The organism is Serratia sp. DD3, assembly GCF_000496755.2.
Window position 1 is genome coordinate 42,986 of sequence record NZ_AYKS02000047.1, and the last position, 23,201, is coordinate 66,186.

The window sequence follows — 23,201 nt, forward strand, 5'->3', positions numbered from 1 at the left end:
GGAGAAGTAGGCCAATGAGTAATGTGCCAACAGAGCTGAAATATGCCGCATCTCATGAGTGGGTGCGTGACGAAGGTAATGGCGAATACCTGGTGGGGATTACTGAACACGCTCAAGAACTGCTGGGCGATATGGTATTTGTTGATCTGCCGGAAATCGGCACTGCGGTTTCCGCGGGTGATGAGTGCGCTGTTGCGGAATCGGTCAAGGCCGCGTCTGATATCTATGCTCCCATCAGCGGTGAAATTATTGCCGTCAATAATGAGCTGGAAAGTTCACCTGATCTGGTTAACAGCGAACCCTATGCTGATGGTTGGTTGTTCCGCATCAAGGCTTCTGATGAGGCTGAGCTAGACATGTTGCTGGATGCTGATGCGTATTTGGCTTCCATTGACGAATAATCAGTCGCTACTCACGTTCATTCGAGCTACAGCGGCTTGAATGAACGTGAGTAGAGTCCCCGTCTTGACTGTACGGGTTGCCGAGAGTGATGTTAGCCACTGTGCAGCCCGTTTACCGCCTGATGACAACGGGTAATCTACTGAGTAGGTAACGTGCTTGCCTATGATGTGATAGAACCTATGACGTAATAGAACCTATGACGTGATAGTCAGCGTTGTGCAGTTCGGGCGATATCCCATACCCTGCAAGTATCCAGGAATTCGTAGCAATGACTCAGACACTCAGCCAACTTGAACACAGCGAAGCGTTTATTGAGCGCCATATCGGCTCTTCTGCCGAGCAACAACAGCAGATGCTGGCAGCGGTGGGGGCAGGTTCGCTCAACGCGTTGATCCAACAGATTGTCCCGGTGGACATCCAACTGCCCGGGCCACCGCCAGTGGGCGAGGCGGCTACTGAACATCAGGCGTTGGCGGAACTAAAAGCCATTGCCTCACTGAATCAGTGCTACAAATCCTATATCGGTATGGGTTACAGCGCAGTGCTGATGCCACCGGTGATCCAGCGCAATATGCTGGAAAACCCAGGCTGGTACACCGCTTATACCCCGTATCAACCGGAAGTGTCACAAGGCCGTCTTGAGGCATTGCTCAATTTCCAGACCTTGACCCTTGATCTGACCGGGTTGGATCTGGCCTCTGCTTCCTTGCTTGATGAGGCGACAGCAGCCGCTGAAGCGATGGCATTGGCCAAACGTGCCAGCAAATTGAAAGAGGCTAACCGTTTCTTTGTTGCTGATGACGTTCACCCGCAAACGCTCGATGTGGTTCGTACCCGTGCGAAAACCTTTGGTTTCGAGATCATTGTCGACAAGCCGGCGAAAGTGCTGGAGTTGCAAGGTGTGTTTGGTGTGCTGTTGCAACAGATGGGCACCACCGGTGAACTGCATGACTACAGTGCGTTACTGGCAGAATTAAAACAACGTAAGATTATTACCAGCATGGCGGCAGACATTATGGCGCTGGTATTGCTGGTGGCTCCGGGCAAACAGGGGGCCGATGTGGTCTTTGGCTCCTCACAACGCTTTGGTGTCCCGATGGGCTATGGTGGCCCCCATGCGGCGTTCTTTGCTTGCCGTGACGAGTTCAAACGTTCAATGCCCGGGCGTATCATTGGCGTTTCTCGCGATGCGGCAGGTAATACTGCGTTACGTATGGCGATGCAAACCCGCGAGCAACATATCCGCCGTGAAAAGGCTAATTCCAATATCTGTACCTCACAGGTGTTGCTGGCCAACATTGCTAGCCTGTATGCGGTGTACCATGGGCCACAAGGCTTGCGGCGTATCGCTTTGCGCATTCATCGCCTGACGGATATTCTGGCAGCAGGGCTGCAACAAGCGGGTTTATCTCTGCGTCACAATACCTGGTTCGATACCCTGACCGTGGAAGTGAAAGACAAGTCAGCAGTATTGGCGCGTGCGCTGAGCTTTGGTATTAATCTGCGTACTGATATTCATGGTGCGCTGGGGATCTCGTTGGATGAGGCCACTTGCCGTGAAGATATTCAGGCGTTGTTTGCCGTATTGATAGGTGATAATCACGGCCTGGATATTGATGCGCTAGATGCGCAGGTCAGCCAAGAGAGCCAGTCGATCCCGGCGGCATTGCTGCGTAAAGATCCGATCCTCACCCATCCGGTATTCAATCGCTATCACAGCGAAACCGAGATGATGCGTTATATGCATCGCTTGGAAAACAAAGATTTGGCGCTGAATCAGGCGATGATTCCGCTGGGCTCCTGCACCATGAAGTTGAACGCTGCCGCAGAGATGATCCCCATCACCTGGCCAGAGTTTTCAGACCTGCACCCATTCTGCCCGCCGGAGCAGGCCGCTGGCTATCAACTGATGATTGGCCAGCTTTCTCAATGGCTGGTTCAGTTAACCGGTTATGATGCGGTATGCATGCAGCCTAATTCTGGGGCCCAGGGGGAGTATGCGGGCTTGCTGGCCATCCGCCGTTATCATGAAAGCCGTAATGAAAACGACCGTAATATCTGTTTGATCCCCAGTTCAGCCCATGGTACCAACCCGGCGTCAGCCCAGATGGCGGGCATGAGTGTGGTGGTGGTCGCTTGCGACAAGAACGGGAATATCGACTTGCATGATCTGCGGTTGAAAGCAGAACAGGCAGGTGAAGCCCTTTCCTGCATTATGGTCACCTATCCCTCCACCCATGGTGTTTATGAAGAGACCATCCGCGAAGTGTGCCAGATAGTGCATCAGTTCGGCGGCCAGGTGTATCTGGATGGCGCCAATATGAATGCGCAGGTGGGGATCACCACGCCGGGCTATATCGGTGCCGATGTTTCTCACCTTAACTTGCATAAAACCTTCAGCATTCCCCATGGCGGTGGTGGCCCAGGTATGGGGCCGATTGGCGTGAAAGCACACTTGGCCCCCTTTGTGCCAGGGCACAGTGTGGTACAGATTGATGGCGTGACCACTCAGCAGAGCGCGGTTTCTGCGGCGCCGTTTGGCAGTGCTTCCATTCTGCCGATCAGTTGGATGTATATCCGCATGATGGGAGCAGAAGGGCTCAAGCAGGCTAGCCAGGTGGCGATCCTCAATGCCAACTATATTGCCACCCGTTTGAAAGGGGCATACCCGGTGCTGTATACCGGTCGTGATGGCCGCGTAGCCCACGAATGCATTCTGGATATTCGCCCGTTAAAAGAGGAAACCGGCATCAGTGAGATGGATATTGCCAAGCGTCTGATTGATTATGGGTTCCATGCCCCTACCATGTCATTCCCGGTGGCAGGCACGTTGATGGTGGAACCGACCGAATCGGAAAGTAAAGTGGAGCTGGACCGTTTTATTGATGCCATGCTGGCTATTCGTCACGAAATTGATCGCGTACATCGTGGTGAATGGCCACTGGATGATAATCCTTTGGTTAATGCCCCGCATATTCAAGCTGAACTGGTCAGCGACTGGCAGCATGCTTATAGCCGTGAACTGGCGGTGTTCCCGGTTGCTGGGGTGCGTGAGAACAAATATTGGCCAAGCGTCAAGCGCCTGGATGATGTTTATGGGGATCGTAATCTGTTCTGTTCTTGTGTGCCGATGGAAGAATATCTGTAGGATGATTTGTGGCCCGGAGACTCGGGCCTGACATTATCGCAGGGAAGGGGGCCTCGGCCCTCTTCCGTTATGGCTATTTCAACCAACCTTTGCGCTGAGCCTCCTGCAGATGGTGCAGTAAGTGTTGCCATAGCTCAGGGTGAATATCGCCAATCACGCCATTACGCTCTAACACCTGATTGAGACTGACGTTATTTTCTATCCAGCTCTGGCCTTGATTATGCAGGTTCATCAGCATGGGCATTGCGCGATCCAGCATGAACGCAAAACGTGCATCGGCGCTGCTGCCCTCTTCATATTCTTGCCATAAAGCAGTGAACTGTTCACGCTGGGGTTCAGGTAGCAGGCCGAAGAGTCGTTTCGCTGCTGCGACCTCTTGATCATGGATTTCCGCCCGGGCACTCAGGTCATAGACGAAGACATCCCCCGCATCGATTTCAACAATATCATGCAGCAACGCCATCTGGATCACGCGCTGAATATCCACCTCTTTACTGGCATAAGGTGCCAGGCTGAATGCCGCAACCGCAAAGTGCCAGCTATGTTCAGCGGAGTTTTCCTGGCGCTGCGTACCCAGCACCTTGGTACGGCGCTGAACGCTTTTTAGTTTATCGATTTCCATCAGGAACTGAATAACTTGTGTCATGGAACCAAAATTTAATACTGGCACAGCAGATGACATGGTACGGACCTCGAGGTGGATGGTGCGGTGGTCAGAAATAGGTTGCTTCTACGTGGCAGATTATCACGTTTAGGCTATTAACTCCGCCCCTTGACGTTTTTTTTTGGTTACCTTACTTTTGTAATCATACACTTGCCATGCCACTTTTGAATTAGGGATATATCGTTATGGCTGAACCGCAGTATCTTTTTGCAGAAATTCCTCTTTCCAGAGCGGCATTTGATCGCTGGTTAAAATCGACACCGCCACCCGCTACGCAATGGCCTGAATGGTCGGGTTTCGACCTGCAGGAACAAGAGGGTGAGCAGTCAGTGTTAGAGGCATTAATGCCCTTTTTTATTGCCGAACAGGATCTGCAGCGTTGCCTGTTGTTGCATGACAAACAACAGGGGGTGCTGCGCTGCGCATTGTGGCTGTGCTACGAGGAGATGCGCCAGACGATGATTGAGATGCTGGCTCTATTGCGTAGCACCGCGCCCTTTATGACCGCCAAAGCGCAAGCACAAGTGCAGCACGGTGAAAACTGTTGTGGAACGCTGTTTCTGTCTCGCAGCGAAACCCGCTGGATAGCTGAATGTGAACAACTCACTTTCCCCGACTGGGCTAATGATTGGCTCTCTAGTCTAGGGGATGAGCAGGAAGAGAGCGGTTCCCAATGGATGGATGCCAAGCTGTTTAATCAGTTGAAACGCCGTTACAACCACTACTTGCTGAATGCCTCCCCTGAAAAGCCAATACACATTAAAAAAACGGAGTACCATTCCTATGGTAGCGAAGTTGTCGATTTCTATGGCAATCGCATTCCGGGTGCCAATCCGCTGACCTTTAAACGAATATGTAATAACTACTTCCATAAAATCTATACGGACGGTCAAGGTGTATGGATTGATTCTGACCTTGTCGGGTTGCATCAACATAAAATAGCGGACAATATCAGCCCAGAAAGGATGCAAGTCTGGGAGATCGGTTGCGATGATGACTTTTTGCTGCGTATAGATAACACGCTGTGGTTTATTGCCCAAGATGAAACGCCTGGTCCTTTCTTTTTGCGTTCGCTGACCATTGATGCTGATTCTTTCCGCCAACTGACTGCATGTAAATATGCAGATAAAAATGCGGTTTATGGCCGTTACGGAAATCGCGGGATACGGGTGGTTGAAAGGTTGCACCCGGATGATATCGTCAGGACTATCGATAATTTCATACTGACGGAGACACAAGTTTTTTGTTTCGGTAAACCGCTGCCAGGGGCAGATGTAAAAAGCTTCAAGAAACTTGAGAGTGGGTATTATGGTGATGAGTATTATTGTGATGAGGAGCATGTTTGGCTAGGTAATCACTTACTTGAAAATCTTAACCCAAAAACATTAAGGTTTTTTACGTTTGTTGAGTCAGAACATAAATTAGTGACAGATGGGCAATGGGTTTATCTAGGCGAACAACTTATTCCAGAGGCTGACCCTCTGACGTTGGAAGTGCTGCTACGAGGGATGTCGTCGTTTTGGCGCGACAAAAGCAATATCTGGTATTCAGATGGAAAACTTAAAGGCGCCGACGTTACCCATAACGATGTTGAAATATATCGGGGAAGTATCTATTGTCGCATTGGTGAGCGTATTTGGTGTCAACACACTGAACTCGAAGATGTGGATGTTGACAGTTTCGCGATAACTGCCTGGAACCAAGCTCAGGATAAAAATGGACGTTTTTATTTTAGCCGCCGAAGGGACTATGAGGATTAGTCATAAACAGCCCTACCCGTCGCCTGATTGCCACTTGAATCAATGCCACTATATAACCCGCTGATTGGCGCGTAATAAGCTACAGATTTCGATGTTGACCAGTGTTACATGCGTTCACAGTTTATTTGAGCGTACACGTGTACACTGGAATCATTGTTGGTTAAGCTGATCTGTAGTGATTTTGCACAATTTATTCCGCTAGCAGCTCACATTCGGTGGCTTGCATGGATGCGGATTTCAAGGAGCGATGGAGATAATGGTTGAAGTAAAAAACGAGGTGAGTAAACAGCCTGCCAAAACTTACCCATGGGCTGAAGAGATCGCCAACAGCGTTAGTCATGGCATTGGTTTGGTTTTTGGTATTGTCGGGTTAGTTTTACTGCTGATACAGGCAGTGGGGAGTGGTGCCGATGCAATAGCGATCACCAGTTATAGCCTGTATGGCGGCAGTATGATCCTGCTGTTTCTGGCTTCCACGCTGTATCATGCCATTCCGCATCAACGGGCCAAGCACTGGCTGAAAAAGTTTGACCACTGTGCGATTTACCTGCTGATTGCCGGCACTTATACACCGTTCTTGCTGGTGGGGCTGGATTCGCCACTGGCGCGGGGGCTGATGGCGGTAATCTGGGGCTTAGCGCTGCTGGGGGTGATTTTTAAACTGGCGTTTGCGCACCGGTTTGAAGTGTTATCGTTGGTGACTTATCTCACTATGGGCTGGTTGTCGCTGATTGTGATCTATCAATTAGCCACCCGATTAGCCGTTGGCGGCGTCACCTTGCTGGCAGTGGGTGGGGTGGTGTATACGCTCGGGGTGATTTTCTATGCCTCCAAGCGTTTTCGCTTTGGCCACGCGATTTGGCACGGTTTTGTCCTTGGTGGCAGCGTCTGCCATTTTCTGGCGATCTATTTATATGTTTAATCTTCTCAGATAGCCCCAGGCAACATGCTGTTCGTCTGGGGCGATGCTTTGCGCGGTTACTGCTCTTCCGCCAGTGAATAGGGCAGTGGCTTGATGCTCAGCTGACTCTCGGCATCCCCACGCACCCGCAGTTCGCTGTCAGCCGCCAGATCGTTATTCATTACCACTTGAACCCAGAGTGCGCCATCAGCCTGATGGCTCGCCGCCAGCACGGTGCCGGTACGCCGCCAGTTGTCACCCAGCTTCAGTTCCAGCTCGTCACCCGCTTGCGGAGCAGCGTTGCCGCTGCCTGCCAACCAATACATGGCGCGTTTATTGGCACCACGGAACTTGGCGCGAGCCACCATTTCCTGCCCGGTGTAACACCCTTTGCTAAAACTGATGCCCGCCAGTGCCTGCAGATTGGTTGCCTGGGGAATCAGTTGCCCACTGTTTGGCGCATCAATCACTGGGTAACCGGCTTCAATATCCAGTAGCAACCATTGGCGACTATCGTTTAATTCAGCCTGCCCACTCAATTGTGTGGTGATCTGGTTGGCGAACTCAGCGGTGGTGATTAACATAAAGCGCTCTGCGGGCAGCGCAAAATGCAATAACGTGGTATCCCCGTCTTGCACCACTTGATGCTCAGCATCAGGTAAAGTCGCAAAAATAGTCGCCAAAGCGGCACGTGCTTGAGAGCCCGCCACTCCCAACAATACCGCTTGATCGTCAGCAGCGATGGTCACTTTGGAAAAGACAGCGTATTTTTTGATTTCCGCCAGTTGGCTTTCCAGCACACTGCGACGTTCAAGATAAGCGAAACCTTCACCACGGTGAAATAAACGCAGGTTGCTCCACATTTTGCCTTTGGCATCACAATGGCCACAAAGAACATGTTGGTCGGCCGCTAATTTGCTGATATCCGCCGTCACCTGCCCTTGCAGGTATTTCACCGTATCGGGGCCACTGAGCTGCACCAGCACCCAATCTTCCAATGAGATCAGCGCCAGTGGCAGATGGATGGAGGCACAAGGTGGATGGGAGGGAAAAGGAATGTTGGGCATCATAATCACTTCCTGCTGCGTATTGATACTTTCTGTCCGTTAATAGGCGAATTGTCAGAGGGTTGTAGCTGACATGAGTTTAGGTATAGCTTACCTGAAGGATGAATACCATGGTAAAAGAGATGGCGGGCTTTGCAAACAGTTATTATGGCGTAGGGTTTTTTAAGATTTTTCTCATTGTTTGGCAAATACCCTTTCCGCAAAGTGTGTCAAATTGTTACTCTATGCCATCTTAGCGCAATTTGGGGCGATACCCACATTGCTGCAATACTGTTTGAATGATGACGGGCATAGCTGATAAGAGGTGAGTGATAACAGCATGGATATTAACAATAAAGCACGCATTCACTGGGCTTGCCGCCGTGGTATGCGCGAGTTGGATCTCTCAATCATGCCGTTTTTTGAGTATGAATACGACACGCTGAATGATAAAGACAAAGCGCTGTTCATCCGTCTGCTGGAGTGCGATGACCCGGATTTGTTGAATTGGCTAATGAATAATGGCGCTCCGCAGGATCAAGAACTGCAGAGAATGGTTTCACTGATTCAGACGCGAAATAAAGACCGTGGCTTTGTGGCGATGTAATATCCGGGTTTCCTGGCGAACCCAATGCCTTTCACTGTTAATGCATGGTGCATTGATTTTATTGATATTGATCTCACCTTGGCCAGTAAATTATAGCCTGATCTGGCTGGTGTTGGTGACCTTGGTGGTGTTTGAATGCATCCGCAGCCAGAAGCGTATCGCCTCAAGAAAAGGAGAGTTGCGCTTGCTGGCAGAACGCAGGATTGAGTGGCAAGGGGAGGAATGGCTGATCGTGAAAAAAGCCTGGATGCTGAGGTTCGGGGTTTTACTCTCACTGCAGCAGGCCAATGGTAAGAAACGCTGTAAGCTATGGCTGGCCTCAGATGCCTTAAGTCATGGGGAGTGGCGTCATCTGTACCAACAGCTGTTATATCCGCAAGTGACGTTTGACGAGGATAAGTAATGAAACCACTGCTCTGGTTGGTAGAGGATGAACCCAGCATTGCAGACACCTTGATCTACACCCTGGAGAGTGAAGGTTTTCAGGTACGTTGGTTTGACCGTGGTGAGCCTGCATTACAGGCTTTGCCGCAAGGCGTACCGGCACTGGCTATTCTTGATGTGGGGTTGCCTGATATCAATGGTTTTGAACTTTGCCGTCGCTTGCTGGCGCAGGCAGAGGATTTACCTATTTTATTTCTTACCGCACGCAGTGATGAGCTCGATCGCCTAATCGGTTTGGAAATTGGCGCGGATGACTATGTTGCTAAACCTTTTTCCCCCCGCGAGGTTAGCGCACGGGTACGTACTATTTTGCGGCGGCTGCAAAAGCAGCAGCGCCTGCAACAGCCAACACACTATCATTTTGGCGCTTTTACTCTGGATGAAGAAGGGGCCTTGATCTGTTATCACCAACAGCCCTTACAGTTAACCCGCTATGAATTCTTATTATTGAAAACCTTGCTGTTGGCCCCGGGGCGGGTGTTTTCACGCCAGCAATTGATGGATATCGTTTGGGCTCAGGCAGAAGAGAGCCTGGATCGTACTGTCGATACTCATATCAAAACGTTGCGCGCCAAATTGCGTGCTATTGATGCCGGGGAGCCGCCGATCCATACCCATCGGGGTTTGGGTTACAGCGTGAGCCGTCAGCCATGAGGATTGGCCTGCACTTACTATTGGGCTATTTCCTGATTGTGGCGATAGCGGGTTACTTTGTCCTGAGCATTTTTGTCCAGGAGGTGAAGCCCGGCGTGCGGCGCGCTACTGAAGGCACCCTGGTGGATACCGCCAATCTGCTGGCGCAAGTGGCCCGCTTGGATATGAAACGCGGCGATGTGGCCCAGGGCCAATTAGCACAGGCTCTTGGCCAGCTTAATCAGAGGCCGATTGGCGCGAATATTGCCGGTATTCGTAAAGATCGTAATGAATATCGAGTCTATCTTACTGACGTGCGCGGCAAGGTTATTTTTGACTCGCAAGGTCTGGCGCAGGGGCAAGACTATTCCCGCTGGAATGATGTCTATTTGACATTACGTGGTCAATACGGTGCGCGCAGTACACGCGCCATCGCGGATGATGAAAACAGCTCAGTGATGTATGTGGCGGCCCCGGTGATAGAACAAGGGCAGATTATCGGGGTGCTCAGTGTCGGTAAACCCAATAGCGCCATGGTGCCGGTGATCCGCCGTAGTGAGCGGCGTATTTTATTGGCGGGTGCGATGCTGCTGGGGATTGCCTTGGCGATTGGTCTCGGGTTCGTCTGGTGGATCAACCGTTCAATTAACCGCCTGGTGCGTTATGCCAATGGGGTGGCGAAGGGCGAGGCGGTTTCACTACCCAGAATGGGCAGTGTTGAATTGGCCCAGTTGGCGCGGGCTCTAGAAAGTATGCGTATCAAACTTGAGGGTAAAGCCTATATTGAACAGTATGTGCATACCCTGACGCATGAATTGAAAAGCCCGCTGGCGGCGATCCGTGGTGCAGCGGAGTTGTTGCAGGAGTTACCACCGCCAGAGACCGCAAAACGTTTCCTCACCAATATTGAACAGCAGAGTGCGCGCATCCAACAATTGGTGGATAAACTGCTGGTTCAGGCACGCTTGGAAAGCCGCCCCGGTTTGGAGTTGGCTCCGGTAGCATTGGTGCCATTAGTACAACAGGTACTGGCCACTAAGGAAGCACCGGCGGCGCAGCGCGGTATTACTATCACCTTGGGGGCGTTACCCCAGGTAACGGTAACTGGGGATGCGTTCTTGCTTGGGCAAGCGTTAAGCAACCTGTTGGATAATGCCTTGGATTTCACCCCGGCGGGTGGCTCTATCAGCATTGACGGGGTGCGTTTGGAACAGGAGTATCAACTGACGATTAGCGATACTGGCAGCGGTATTCCTGATTATGCCCTCGATAAAGTTTTTGAACGTTTCTACTCCCTGGCCCGCGCCGATAAACCCAAAAGCAGTGGTCTGGGGCTTAACTTTGTGCAAGAAGTAGCGCGTTTGCACCATGGCAGTATCCGTTTGCACAATCTACAACCCTCCGGTGTTGCCGCAATTTTCACTTTAATGCTCTAACTTCACCTGCTCTTCACATAACCACATTCTGATTTCACTTGCCGGTTTTATTGTTGCGTCATCGTCTACAAGGAGAATGCAGCAATGTTTAAATCGGTGTTATTTTGGAAAATTACCACATTATTGGGGTTAATGATCCTAATGATGTTCCCGGTATCCCTGTTAAGAGATGCCATCGAAGAACGTAGTGGCTATCGTCAGAGTGTGATCAGCCAGGTGAGTGAAAGCACTAGCCGGGCACAGAAGATCCTCGGGCCATTGATTGTGATCCCTTATACCGTCAGTGAAGAGAGAAAAGATGAGAATGGGGTCGAGTTTGTACTGGAAAGCCAGCGTCAATTATTTGTATTACCGGAATCGTTACAGGTTAACGGCACACCCAATGTTGATGTACGTAAACTGGGGATCTATCAGACCCAAGTCTATCAAGGCCCATTAGAATTTCAGGTGAAATTTACCCCGCCCAACTTGCAGGAGTTGCAGCAGAGTCATGTGAAGATGGGCCAGCCATTTTTGATGGTGTCGTTAAGTGACTCCCGCGGAATCAAAGCTATTTCACCCCTGAGTGGTACACAGCAGGGAACATTCGAGCCAGGTACCGGGGTCAATGGGCTTACTCAAGGCCTCAGTGCCCCGTTGTCACTGGATGTTTTACAAGCCCAAGGGTTAGAAGCGAGCTTTACCCTGACGCTAGCTGGTACCAGTCGGTTGTCATTAGTCCCTCTGGGGCGTAATTCGCAACTGACACTGCAAAGTAACTGGCCACATCCTAACTTTTTAGGTGATTTCTTGCCTGATGAACGCAAAGTGACGGAGAAAGGTTTCAGCGCCCATTGGAGCAGTACCTGGTTTGCCAATAATATTAATAGTGTGCTCCACCTGAAAAGTGTTTCTATCGGCAATGACGTGTCTGATTACCAGGATAAACTACCGACGTTTACCACCAGCTTTATCGAACCGGTGGATCATTATCAGTTAGTTGACCGTGCAGTGAAGTATGCGATGCTGTTTCTTGGCTTAACGTTTATGTCGTTCTTCCTGTTTGAAACCCTGACCGGGCTACGGGTCCACCCGATCCAATATCTGTTGGTAGGTGCGGCGCTGGTGCTGTTTTACCTGATCTTGCTGGCGTTTTCGGAACATGTCGGTTTTGACGTGGCCTATTTACTGGGAAGTATCGCTTGTAGTGGTTTGATTGCTTTCTACCTCTGTGCGGTATTGCGTAGCAAGCTGTGGGGAATACTGTTTGCTGTTGGTTTGTTATCGCTGTATGGCGTGTTGTTTCTGTTGCTACAGTCAGAAGATAACTCGCTGGTGTTGGGCTCGGTCCTGCTGTTTGTGGTGTTGGCGGTCATTATGTTGCTGACGCGTAAACTGGACTGGTATCTGGTGGCTGACCCGACTCGTTTGAAGGGAAATCCAGCCGTAGCTAAAAGCCCTGTGGTGGCAGAAGAGGTTGCAACTCCTGAAGATGTCACGGTAGCGGAAGACATTGCGCAGCCTGAAGCGGAAGCAGTTACTGAAGCCACGCTTGAAGAACCTGCCACCAAGGATGAAAGTAATTTCAGATTGTGGAAGTAACCTTACTACTGGGCGCATGATTGCGCCCAATCTCCTTACAGCAACGCATCTATCTCCAGCAGGATCTGTTCACACCATTGTTCTAGGCGTTGTTCGCTCATCTCATACTGATTGACTTCATCCAGTGCCAGACCGACAAAGTATTGCCCGTCCGCAGTGAGCGGTTTGGGGCTGGTGAATTCAAAGCCTGCCGTTGGCCAGAAACCTATAAACTGCACCCCCATGGGGGCCAACTGATCATGTAGCATCCCCAGTGCATCAAGAAACCATTCACCGTAACCCAGTTGATCGCCCATGCCGTAAAGAGCAACAATTTTGCCTTTCAGGTCTAACTCCGGCAGTTGCTGCCAGATAGCTTCCCAGTCTTCTTGCAACTCACCAAAATCCCAGGTTGGAATACCGAGGATCAGCACGGAGTAATCCTCCATTAACTTGGGGGAAACCTCTTTCAGATTGTGTAGTTCAACCAGTTCCTCTCCCAGGATGTCGCGGATTTTCTCTGCTGCCATCTCGGTGTAGCAGGTGCTGGAGCCATAAAATAGACCGATCTTCATGTTTAAGTCACTTAAGGTGCTGGGTGTAGAATGGTAACGAGTATACTAAATAGCGGCACATAATAGTGCTACAAGTGAGAGTGGTGCAGGTTAGCCGAGCGTTGGGTTTACGGCGAGTCGGCGTTCCGCGTTACTCTCACTGAAACAAAACGTGAAGCGAGTGGTATTAAGTTATTTGGATTGACGACGGGTATAACAAAGAGAGAGGCACATGCAACAGCAAGATGGCGCACTGATTGAGCAATTTCTGGATGCGCTGTGGCTTGAACGCAATCTGGCAGAAAATACCCTGGTTTCCTACCGGCTGGATTTGCAGGCCTTGGCAGGCTGGTTGGCTGCCACTCACAATAGTTTTTTGCAGGCACAAGCGCTGGATCTGCAGGCTTTTCTTGCTGATCGGGTTGAAGGGGGCTATAAGGCCACCAGTTCCGCTCGTTTGCTCAGTGCGATGCGCCGTTTGTATCAATATTTTAACCGTGAAAAATTGCGGGAGGATGACCCGACCGCGTTGTTGGCCTCACCCAAATTACCGCAGCGCTTGCCAAAGGATCTGAGTGAAGCGCAGGTAGAAGCGTTGCTGCAAGCTCCCTGCGTTGATCAACCGCTGGAGTTGCGTGATAAGGCGATGCTTGAAGTGCTGTATGCGACAGGTTTGCGGGTGTCAGAACTGGTGGGTTTGAACATCGGTGATGTCAGCTTGCGCCAAGGGGTGGTACGCGTCATTGGTAAAGGTAATAAAGAGCGCTTGGTTCCCTTGGGGGAAGAGGCGGTATACTGGATTGAAAACTACCTGGAGTACGGTAGACCCTGGATGTTGAACGGCCAGACGCTCGATGTGTTGTTCCCCAGTAGCCGCAGCCAGCAAATGACCCGCCAGACATTCTGGCATCGCATCAAACATTATGCGACTCTAGCAGGTATTGATAGTGAGCGCTTGTCGCCACACGTCTTGCGCCACGCCTTCGCCACCCATTTACTGAACCATGGGGCTGATCTGCGTGTCGTACAGATGTTATTGGGGCACAGCGACCTCTCAACAACGCAAATTTATACACATGTAGCCACTGAAAGATTGAAACAGCTACATCAACAGCACCACCCGCGCGCTTGAAACGCGGACTCTGGAAGGATAAAAAGTGGAAGGATGGAAAGAATGAAAAAAAGTTTATTGCTGCTCTCTTTACTGACCGCTTCGGTAACCGGTGTAGCTCATGCTGATGATGCAGCAATTCAAAAAGCACTGGGTAGCCTGGGCATCAAGCAGGCGGATGTCCAATCTTCGCCTATTGCTGGGGTCAAAACCGTACTGACCGAAAGCGGTGCGTTATATGTTACCGAAGATGGTAAATACATCCTACAGGGGCCGTTATATGATGTTAGCGGTAAACAGCCGGTTAATGTAACCAATCAACTGTTAATGGCCCAACTGACCGCGCTGGAAGACCAAATGATTGTCTTTAAAGCAGCGAAGGAAAAGCATGTCATTACCGTGTTTACTGATATCACCTGCGGTTACTGCCATAAGCTGCATGAGCAAATGAAAGAGTATAACGACCTGGGCATCACGGTGCGTTATCTGGCATTTCCACGTCAGGGGTTGAACTCTCAAGCTGAGAAAGACATGCAGTCCATCTGGTGTACCGCCGATAAGAATAAAGCCTTCGACGCTGCCATTAAAGGCGACCCCATCTCTCCGGCAACCTGCAAGATCAATATTGCCAAACATTATCAGTTAGGGGTGCAGTTTGGTATTCAAGGGACACCTGCGATCATTTTACAAAATGGCGAGATGGTCCCAGGTTATCAAGGGCCGAAAGAGATGCTCGCCATGCTGGATGCTCACGCTGCTTCAATGGCGGCGAAATAAACTTCAGTGAGTATTAAAACCCAATTACGCCGCCGCAAGGCGGCAGATAGTCGCTATTTACCTGCCAGCCTCCCCCCTTTGTTGCGCCGCTTATATGCGTTGCGTGGCGTCCAGGGCGAGCAGGAACTGGAACGCAGCGTCAAAGGCATGTTGCCTTGGCAACAGTTGGGCGGTATTGAGGCGGCGGTCACCCTGCTGCAGCAGGCATTGACGCAGCGCCAGCGCATTATGGTGGTGGGGGATTTTGATGCCGATGGTGCTACTAGCACCGCGCTCACGGTATTAGCCCTGCGCAGTATGGGCGGTAGCGCCGTTGACTATTTAGTGCCTAACCGTTTTGAAGATGGCTATGGTTTAAGCCCGGAAGTGGTGGAGCAAGTCGCCACTCGGGGGGCTGAGCTTATCATCACCGTGGATAACGGTATCTCCTCCCATGCTGGCGTTGACGCAGCTCACGCTAAAGGGATGCAGGTGCTGGTCACTGATCATCACTTGCCAGGGGAAACGTTACCCGCAGCCGAAGCGATTGTTAACCCAAACCTGGCCAGTTGTGATTTCCCCTCCAAGTCTTTGGCAGGGGTGGGTGTGGCGTTCTATCTGATGCTAGCGCTACGTAGCCGATTGCGTGATAGCGGTTGGTTCGAACAACAGTGCCTGGGGATACCCAATCTGGCTGATTTACTCGATCTGGTGGCGTTAGGCACCGTGGCGGATGTGGTGCCATTGGATGCCAACAACCGCATTCTGGTCTATCAAGGGTTAAATCGTATTCGTGCCGGTAAGTGTCGCCCTGGTATTCGCGCCTTGCTGGAAGTCGCCAACCGTGACGCGCGTCAGTTAGCAGCCAACGATTTGGGTTTTGTGCTTGGCCCAAGGTTGAACGCAGCAGGGCGTTTGGACGACATGTCGATTGGTGTGGCGCTGTTGCTCAGTGATGATATTGCCCAGGCGCGCATGTTAGCGAGTGACTTGGACGCGCTTAACTTGACCCGCCGCGATATTGAACAGGGTATGCAAGTGGAAGCCCTGGCGCTGTGCTCTCAACTGGAGCAAACCACCACAGAGTTACCTTACGGCTTGGCAATGTATCACCCGGAGTGGCACCAAGGGGTGGTGGGGATCCTCGCTTCCCGTATCAAAGAGCGTTTTCACCGCCCGGTAATCGCTTTTGCACCAGCAGGGGAAGGCATCCTCAAAGGCTCTGGCCGTTCAGTGGCCGGGTTGCATCTGCGTGATGCGCTGGAGCGGCTCGATATGTTGCACCCTGGGCTGATGATGAAATTCGGCGGCCATGCCATGGCGGCAGGGTTATCGCTGGAAGAGGCCCGCTTTGATGAGTTTCGCCAGCGCTTTGGCGAACTGGTGGGGGAGTGGCTCGATCCGGCGATGCTGGAAGGCGTCGTCTGGTCTGATGGTGAATTGGCAATGCAGGAGCTGACACTGGATACCGCCGAGTTACTGCGTGAAGGGGGCCCCTGGGGGCAAGCCTTTCCCGAGCCGGTTTTTGATGGCAAGTTCCGCATTTTACAGCAACGGCTGGTGGGGGAAAAACACCTCAAGCTGATGGTGGAACCGCTGGGGGGTGGCCCGTTACTGGATGGTATCGCCTTTAATATCGATACCACGCAGTGGCCTGATAACAGCATCAAGCAAGCGGAAATCGCCTACAAACTGGAAGTGAACGAGTTCCGTGGCAATCGTAATGTGCAGTTGCTGATCCAGCATCTGTGGCCATTGGCGTGATAGCCCGACAAAAACTGACCAACCTGCTATAAACTGGCCATCGGATCCGTTAGAATTAGCGGTTCCAATGGCATTTCGCCATCGACGACATCAACGTAAGAACGCTAAAAATCATGTTTGAAATTAATCCGGTAAAAAACCGTATTCAAGACCTGTCTGAGCGAACCGCCGTTCTCAGGGGGTATCTTTGACTATGATGCCAAGAAAGAACGCCTAGAAGAGGTTAACGCCGAGCTGGAGCAGCCAGACGTCTGGAACGAGCCAGAGCGTGCACAGGCATTGGGTAAAGAGCGCTCGACGCTGGAAGCCATTGTAGAAACCATCGACCAACTGCAACAGGGCTGTGAAGACGTCACCGGCCTATTGGAACTGGCAGTTGAAGCAGAAGATGAAGAAACCTTTGATGAAGCCGTGGTTGAGCTCGAACAGCTCAGCGTCAAGCTTGATCAACTGGAATTCCGCCGCATGTTCTCTGGTGAGTACGACAGTGCCGATTGCTACCTGGATATTCAGGCTGGTTCTGGCGGCACCGAAGCGCAAGACTGGGCCAGCATGTTGCTGCGTATGTATCTGCGTTGGGCGGAAGCAAAAGGCTTCAAAACGGAAGTAATTGAAGAGTCTGATGGTGATGTTGCTGGCCTGAAGTCGGCCACCATCAAGATTATCGGTGATTATGCCTTTGGCTGGTTGCGTACTGAAACTGGCGTGCATCGCCTGGTACGTAAAAGCCCATTCGACTCCGGTGGTCGCCGCCACACCTCGTTCAGCTCAGTGTTTATCTACCCTGAAGTGGATGACGATATCGATATTGATATCAATCCGGCGGATCTGCGTATTGACGTTTACCGCGCTTCTGGTGCGGGTGGGCAGCACGTTAACAAAACCGAGTCGGCGGTGCGTATTACCCACCTGCCAACCAACATTGTGGTGCAGTGTCAAAACGACCGCTCACAGCATAAAAACAAAGATCAGGCGTTTAAACAACTGCGCGCCAAATTGTACGAATACGAGATGCAAAAGAAAAATGCTGATAAACAGATGCTGGAAGATAGCAAATCTGATATCGGCTGGGGCAGCCAGATTCGTTCTTATGTACTGGACGACTCCCGCATCAAAGATTTGCGCACCAGCGTAGAAACACGTAATACGCAGGCCGTACTGGATGGCGACCTGGATAAATTCATTGAGGCAAGTTTGAAAGCCGGGTTATGAGGAACAGAAATGTCTGAGCAACAACCACAAGGCGCCGAGCAGGCGTTGGATCTGAACAACGAGTTGCAGGCGCGCCGTGAAAAACTTGCCGCACTGCGCGAGAACGGCCTCCCGTTCCCGAATGATTTCCGTCGCGATACCACATCAGATCAATTGCACGCCGCCTATGACAGCAAAGAAAACGAAGAGCTGGAATCTTTAGGCATCGAAGTGACGGTTGCGGGCCGTATGATGACCCGCCGCATCATGGGTAAAGCCTCTTTTGTTACGCTGCAGGATGTTGGCGGGCGTATTCAGCTTTATGTGGCTCGTGATGATCTGGCTGAAGGGATTTATAACGAACAGTTTAAAAAGTGGGATCTGGGGGATATCCTTGGCGCACGGGGTAAGCTGTTCAAAACCAAGACGGGCGAGCTCTCTATCCACTGTACTGAATTGCGCCTGCTGACTAAAGCGCTGCGCCCGTTGCCAGATAAGTTCCATGGCTTGGCGGATCAGGAAACCCGTTATCGCCAGCGTTATCTGGACTTGATCGCTAACGAAGAGTCACGCAACACCTTTAAAATTCGCTCACAAGTGATGGCGGCGGTGCGTAACTTTATGGTGGATAGAGGCTTTATGGAAGTCGAAACCCCCATGATGCAAGTGATACCGGGTGGTGCTGCTGCCCGTCCGTTTATTACCCACCATAATGCGCTGGATATTGATATGTATCTGCGTATTGCCCCAGAACTTTACCTGAAGCGTTTAGTGGTAGGGGGCTTTGAGCGGGTGTTCGAAATCAACCGTAATTTCCGCAATGAAGGGGTTTCCCCTCGCCATAACCCAGAGTTCACCATGATGGAACTCTATATGGCCTATGCGGATTACAAAGACTTGATCGAGCTGACGGAATCCCTGTTCCGCACCTTGGCGCAAGATGTGCTGGGTGACACCAAAGTGCCTTATGGCGATGTGGTGTTTGATTTCGGCAAGCCGTTTGAAAAGCTGACCATGACGCAGGCGATCAAAAAATACCGCCCTGAGACCAATCTCGATGATCTGAACGAGATGAGCAAAGCGGTGGCTATTGCCGAGTCTATCGGTATTAAAGTTGAGAAAAGCTGGGGCTTGGGCCGTGTGGTAACCGAGATTTTTGAAGAGACCGCAGAAAGTCACCTGATCCAGCCGACCTTTATTACCGAGTATCCAGCGGAGGTTTCTCCACTGGCACGCCGTAACGACGAGAACCCGGAAATTACTGATCGTTTCGAGTTCTTTATCGGTGGCCGTGAAATTGGTAATGGTTTCTCGGAATTGAATGATGCGGAAGATCAGGCGCAACGTTTTGCTGACCAGGTTACTGCCAAAGATGCTGGTGATGACGAAGCGATGTTCTACGACGAAGATTATGTTACCGCGCTGGAACATGGTTTGCCGCCAACGGCAGGTTTGGGGATTGGTATTGACCGCATGGTAATGTTGCTGACCAACAGCCACACCATCCGCGATGTGATCCTGTTCCCGGCGATGCGCCCGAGCAAGTAACACTAAGCACGGCATTCTGACTTTTCAAGCGATGGTCAGCATAAGTGCAATCTAAACCGGTGCCAGTAATGGTGCCGGTTTTTATTTACGCAGACAGCCAAAATAGTGATAACTAACCGCCTAAAATATCGGCAGTTATCTACTTTCTTCGCTTGCTCGATGCGTATAACCAGTTATAATGCCAGTCGCACACCAAAGCGGGTGTAGTTCAATGGTAGAACGAGAGCTTCCCAAGCTCTATACGAGGGTTCGATTCCCTTCACCCGCTCCAAGATTTCAGACCCTCGCTTCGGCGCGGGTTTTTGTTTTCTAGTTCAGTAACTTATTGGTTTAGTGATGTTTCCAATCGATAACCCAACCTGTGGCTGTAGTAGCAGGTAGTACAGATTGGTAGTACATTATGTCAACACCAGAGCCTAATGTTTTTTTACTTACACATCTGTCTAACAAAAAAATGGTCTGTTGGACGAACTGTAGCCCACACGAAAAACAATTCGACCAATAACTGCGGGCAGAATAACTGACAGGTTGCTCACACAAGATTAGCTCACGGCGTACTTACTTTTTATCCAGTCTTTTTTGGAAGTATTCATGTGCTGATGGTGACGTATCTGTACCTGCATAAGATCTCCCTAACTCTGAAGCTGCAAGCAAAGTGGATCCAGAACCAAAGAATGGGTCGCAAACCAATTCATTTGGTAAAGAACTTTGCTCAATCAGTATTTTGATTAAATTCACTGGTTTTTCAGTTGGATATCCTTTAACTACTCGTTTTGATTCAAGAATGTCAGATATGCCCAGATTATTTAGCTTCCTCTTTCCTTTCTCGAAGAAGAGGATAAACTCATACTTGGCCCGATAGTGGTAACCCATCCCGATAGCCATTTTATTCCAAATAATTGGCTTCCAAAATTTAAATCCAACTTTTTCAGCGATAGGTTTAAGATAGAACATCGTTTCTTGATCACAAAAAATATATAGATGTCGGTTAGGCTTGAGAACTCGATACATCTCAATCAGTAACTCGTTAAAACGACTATTAGGAAAAATATCAAACCATTGATTACTGGAACCCTTGCTAACTTTTAATCGTGTCGTCGTCCCGATTTTTCTATGCTTTTCCAATGACTCGTATGGCGGGGCTGTTACGAAAAGATCAACACTCCCTGCTGGGAGTGTTTTTAACCATTCAACTGCATCTAACCGTTCTAAAATCATCAAATTTTCACTGTGTTGCATAATCTCTGTTGTGTGAGATCAACCAGTGACAATTCTCCTTTATCAAGACCTCTACAGTCAACACAATAACTTTGAGCACCATCAGGATTTGTAGGCGATTTACGGGCATCTGTAGTCCCAAAATCCTCTGGGTAATGCCTAAAAACATGTAGAACTCCATGGGTAGTTGAACATAAAGGGCAGCTCTTATATTTGCCATCTTCGGTCCAAATCCCTCTGTTCAAAGCTTTTCCACAACAACTACATACTGTCATGTGTATCTCCCTTGAATATATAAATTTGGTAAACACGATATCAATCATGCCAATAACACGATCTATGATTAATGTGCATAGATTTTGTTCAAAAAGTCAACTCACTAAAGTTTCAAGCTTGAATTGGATCAATTTCTGGGATGTAAGCTGAAATATTTGGTCGGAGGATGAATGGCAGCAGCTTATGTTGTCCTTTCTACTTCTTCTGTTCCCGAAGTATATTAAGGTACTCGAGAATAATACTATTCACGACTATTATAGCGACCCCACTAAGAAGACAGATCGTTACATCGACATTGGCTTGATTGATACAAATGGTAATCTTGACGTTATCGAGGCAATCGTATTCCGACTTCCGACTTCCGAGCTGAGCGGTAGTATCATGCAGGCCGAAAAATATCTCTTTCATCTGTCAAAATGGGGAGTCAAAGGTGAAAAAAAACTCACTACAAAGTATGCTAATGATCTGCCGCCTGGCATGAAGATCCGAATCTCCAACCCTAAAGCGATTATTATCGTAGGACGCGATCAGATCGGCGGAGCTAACATGACAGATAGTCAACTACTGGACTTCGAAATAATTAAGCGAAAGTACGCAAACATGATGGATATCATCACATACGATGACCTGTTGCGAAGATTAAATAACACTATCATCGCTCTTGGAAGTTGAGGGATTAGTCTTGTTGGGGGGAAGGGGACAGTAAACATTTGGCACTGTCTACCTTAATAAAAAGTGATCTTGTCCATAATTCTGTGTAATTGCCAACGCATTAAAGGTGATCACTCAGGCGGCCACCGTACTCGATAATCAAACGACTCATGACCAATCGTCAGTTCTGGATCGGCATATTCCATTTTTTCGACGCCGCCTGGATTGCCAGATAAATAACTTTTCGCACTGAGTTGCCTGTCGGGAACACTTTACGTTTCTTAATCGCCTGCCGGATAACATTGTCCCGTTCCTCCACTATTAGAACTTCCTCGCTCTCGTGTATGTGGAAGTGCAGAAGCTCTGCGCTCAACCTAAAGTAGTATATGAGTCGAATTCAGCAGGCTGTAACAGTAATCTAATCCACCATGTCCTTTCTTGCCATTTCGAAGTCATTCAGCAAATCCATACGTTCAGCCATTTTGGTAAATAACTGTTTTTTATCGAAGGGAACGGTGCCTACTCGAACCTTGAATGCCATGGTTTTTGGGGTAGCTTCAGGCCAACTCTTGTCAATATCTTTGCTGAGGGCTTTAATTGCCTCATCGCGCAGCGTGTCATTGGATAAATTACATGCATAAGTTTGCACGAAGGCTTCATCTGCCGATAGGTACAGAACAACATCTGAGCCAGATGTTGTCCAAGCGGATAAGGCAAAGCGCAGAGCAGGGAACCCATACCAGTGATTGAGGCTGATGATGACTTGCTGGCAAAAACGCTCTTCCAGATCGCGTTGATACTCCATCTGTAGTGCATTGATTACGCTGTTTTTAGTGCGTAATATCTCATTGATTTGCTGCAAATTGTCCAACACAAACGCCTCGGTTTGTGCGGGTAGGTCATTCTTGTTGGTCACTAATGACTCCAGATGTAGAACAAATTCACGTAACAGGACCATCCACTTGTTGAGTGGATCACGGACAAATGCCAACCCGAGGCGCTGAGAAATTTCATCCAGTAATTTGCTATAAGCGATCCCCTGCCATCCTTCAGGATCGGTACCTTCTGGGGACAGTACAACGTAGTATGGTCGCCTGTTTTTATAAATTTCTTTGTCTTTTATATGGCCAACATAACTGTCAAAAGGGTTGGCTTGTTGGTGCCAAATCTTGTTTTCTAGCACCATTACCCAGGTATCGGATTCGAGCAATATGTCGATCCGCTTACCGTTGTCAGTGGTGACTTCCCGACCTGGCGTGGTGATAAGGGAAGGCTCTAAGCCTGACTCTACCTGCAAACAGCTTAGCAGTGCCTCAAGAACAAGGGAGCCAAGATTGTGCCCTGCATCAGGATCAAGAAAAAAGGCCAGCAGATCGCTGGTGGGGTTTTCGTAGTGGCCTCGGGCACCGATAGAGAAAAGATTCAGTTCACGCTTTTCTATCGCAGGTAACGCTTTAATCTGTGCAAGTAATGATTTGATTGCTTCCAATTCCATTTATTCCCTACCTTTACAATCTTAAAAATGCCCAGA

At 49.8% G+C, this 23,201-nt stretch carries 20 protein-coding genes and 1 tRNA gene; 16 read left to right on the forward strand and 5 right to left on the reverse strand.

Going from position 1 to position 23,201, the window contains the following annotated elements; translation table 11 throughout:
- Window positions 1–14: 14 nt before the first annotated feature.
- Window positions 15–401, forward strand: coding sequence for a glycine cleavage system protein GcvH (gene gcvH / locus IO95_RS07835; protein WP_023489735.1), 387 nt, complete (start codon window positions 15–17; stop codon window positions 399–401).
- Between the two features lie 269 nt (window positions 402–670).
- The gene (gene gcvP, locus IO95_RS07840) at window positions 671–3,550 is read left to right on the forward strand and encodes an aminomethyl-transferring glycine dehydrogenase (RefSeq protein WP_023489734.1); all 2,880 of its coding nucleotides are present in this window, start codon (window positions 671–673) and stop codon (window positions 3,548–3,550) included.
- A gap of 73 nt (window positions 3,551–3,623) precedes the next feature.
- On the opposite strand, the gene IO95_RS07845 is transcribed toward gcvP, so the two are convergent.
- Complete coding sequence (locus tag IO95_RS07845; protein WP_023489733.1) at window positions 3,624–4,232, reverse strand: HD family hydrolase; 609 nt, start codon at window positions 4,230–4,232, stop codon at window positions 3,624–3,626.
- A 167-nt stretch (window positions 4,233–4,399) separates the two neighbouring features.
- On the opposite strand from IO95_RS07845, the gene IO95_RS07850 reads away from it, so the two are divergent.
- Both IO95_RS07850 and IO95_RS07855 read left to right on the forward strand, forming a co-directional pair.
- Entirely contained in the window at window positions 4,400–5,974 is a 1,575-nt protein-coding gene (locus IO95_RS07850; RefSeq protein WP_023489732.1) for a DKNYY domain-containing protein, read from the forward strand.
- Window positions 5,975–6,230: 256 nt separating this feature from the next.
- On the forward strand, window positions 6,231–6,896 hold the full coding sequence (locus tag IO95_RS07855) for a hemolysin III family protein (protein WP_023491434.1): 666 nt from the start codon (window positions 6,231–6,233) through the stop codon (window positions 6,894–6,896).
- Between the two features lie 56 nt (window positions 6,897–6,952).
- On the opposite strand, the gene ygfZ is transcribed toward IO95_RS07855, so the two are convergent.
- Complete coding sequence (gene ygfZ / locus IO95_RS07860) at window positions 6,953–7,945, reverse strand: tRNA-modifying protein YgfZ (RefSeq protein WP_023491435.1); 993 nt, start codon at window positions 7,943–7,945, stop codon at window positions 6,953–6,955.
- Between the two features lie 316 nt (window positions 7,946–8,261).
- On the opposite strand from ygfZ, the gene sdhE reads away from it, so the two are divergent.
- The 5 genes from sdhE (at window position 8,262) to creD (ending at window position 12,622) form a co-directional block, all read left to right on the forward strand.
- Window positions 8,262–8,528, forward strand: a complete 267-nt coding sequence (gene sdhE / locus IO95_RS07865; RefSeq protein ID WP_023491437.1) for an FAD assembly factor SdhE — start codon at window positions 8,262–8,264, stop codon at window positions 8,526–8,528.
- Window positions 8,509–8,931: a protein YgfX gene (locus IO95_RS07870; RefSeq protein ID WP_037384735.1), complete on the forward strand. Its 423-nt coding sequence runs from the start codon at window positions 8,509–8,511 to the stop codon at window positions 8,929–8,931. The genes sdhE and IO95_RS07870 overlap by 20 nt, the downstream gene beginning before the upstream one ends.
- The gene (gene creB, locus IO95_RS07875) at window positions 8,931–9,626 is read left to right on the forward strand and encodes a two-component system response regulator CreB (protein WP_023491439.1); all 696 of its coding nucleotides are present in this window, start codon (window positions 8,931–8,933) and stop codon (window positions 9,624–9,626) included. Before IO95_RS07870 ends, creB begins: the two co-directional genes overlap by 1 nt.
- The gene (gene creC / locus IO95_RS07880) at window positions 9,623–11,041 is read left to right on the forward strand and encodes a two-component system sensor histidine kinase CreC (protein WP_023491440.1); all 1,419 of its coding nucleotides are present in this window, start codon (window positions 9,623–9,625) and stop codon (window positions 11,039–11,041) included. Before creB ends, creC begins: the two co-directional genes overlap by 4 nt.
- An 84-nt stretch (window positions 11,042–11,125) precedes the next feature.
- Window positions 11,126–12,622 carry a cell envelope integrity protein CreD gene (creD, locus tag IO95_RS07885; protein WP_023491441.1) on the forward strand — a complete coding sequence of 499 codons (1,497 nt, stop codon included), beginning with the start codon at window positions 11,126–11,128 and terminating at the stop codon, window positions 12,620–12,622.
- Window positions 12,623–12,657: 35 nt separating this feature from the next.
- Here creD and fldB read toward each other — a convergent pair whose 3' ends face one another.
- Window positions 12,658–13,176, reverse strand: a complete 519-nt coding sequence (gene fldB / locus IO95_RS07890) for a flavodoxin FldB (RefSeq protein ID WP_023491442.1) — start codon at window positions 13,174–13,176, stop codon at window positions 12,658–12,660.
- 211 nt (window positions 13,177–13,387) lie between these two features.
- Between fldB and xerD the strand changes: the two genes are divergently transcribed.
- The 6 genes from xerD to IO95_RS07920 all read left to right on the forward strand — a co-directional run bounded on the left by xerD (window position 13,388) and on the right by IO95_RS07920 (window position 19,796).
- Window positions 13,388–14,287, forward strand: coding sequence for a site-specific tyrosine recombinase XerD (xerD, locus tag IO95_RS07895; RefSeq protein WP_023491444.1), 900 nt, complete (start codon window positions 13,388–13,390; stop codon window positions 14,285–14,287).
- A 42-nt stretch (window positions 14,288–14,329) separates the two neighbouring features.
- Window positions 14,330–15,043 carry a bifunctional protein-disulfide isomerase/oxidoreductase DsbC gene (gene dsbC, locus IO95_RS07900; protein WP_023491446.1) on the forward strand — a complete coding sequence of 238 codons (714 nt, stop codon included), beginning with the start codon at window positions 14,330–14,332 and terminating at the stop codon, window positions 15,041–15,043.
- Between the two features lie 6 nt (window positions 15,044–15,049).
- Window positions 15,050–16,786 carry a single-stranded-DNA-specific exonuclease RecJ gene (gene recJ, locus IO95_RS07905; RefSeq protein ID WP_023491448.1) on the forward strand — a complete coding sequence of 579 codons (1,737 nt, stop codon included), beginning with the start codon at window positions 15,050–15,052 and terminating at the stop codon, window positions 16,784–16,786.
- A 113-nt stretch (window positions 16,787–16,899) separates the two neighbouring features.
- Window positions 16,900–17,998 (forward strand): peptide chain release factor 2 gene (prfB, locus tag IO95_RS07910; RefSeq protein ID WP_152554911.1). Its coding sequence is split into 2 segments (ribosomal slippage): window positions 16,900–16,974 and window positions 16,976–17,998, totalling 1,098 coding nucleotides; the frame shifts between segments, so codons are not numbered across the junction.
- 9 nt (window positions 17,999–18,007) lie between these two features.
- Window positions 18,008–19,525 carry a lysine--tRNA ligase gene (gene lysS / locus IO95_RS07915; RefSeq protein ID WP_023491451.1) on the forward strand — a complete coding sequence of 506 codons (1,518 nt, stop codon included), beginning with the start codon at window positions 18,008–18,010 and terminating at the stop codon, window positions 19,523–19,525.
- Window positions 19,526–19,722: 197 nt separating this feature from the next.
- A tRNA-Gly gene (locus tag IO95_RS07920) sits at window positions 19,723–19,796 on the forward strand.
- A gap of 287 nt (window positions 19,797–20,083) precedes the next feature.
- Here the strand turns inward: IO95_RS07920 and IO95_RS07925 are convergent.
- Window positions 20,084–20,764, reverse strand: coding sequence for a site-specific DNA-methyltransferase (locus IO95_RS07925; protein WP_235186750.1), 681 nt, complete (start codon window positions 20,762–20,764; stop codon window positions 20,084–20,086).
- A 408-nt stretch (window positions 20,765–21,172) separates the two neighbouring features.
- On the opposite strand from IO95_RS07925, the gene IO95_RS07935 reads away from it, so the two are divergent.
- Window positions 21,173–21,691 (forward strand): Shedu immune nuclease family protein, encoded by a 519-nt coding sequence (locus IO95_RS07935; RefSeq protein WP_255351356.1) that lies wholly within the window; start codon window positions 21,173–21,175, stop codon window positions 21,689–21,691.
- Window positions 21,692–22,088: 397 nt separating this feature from the next.
- Here IO95_RS07935 and IO95_RS07945 read toward each other — a convergent pair whose 3' ends face one another.
- A complete protein-coding gene (locus IO95_RS07945) occupies window positions 22,089–23,165 on the reverse strand; it encodes a PD-(D/E)XK nuclease family protein (protein WP_023492780.1) in 1,077 nt (358 codons plus the stop codon).
- Between the last annotated feature and the right edge of the window lie 36 nt (window positions 23,166–23,201).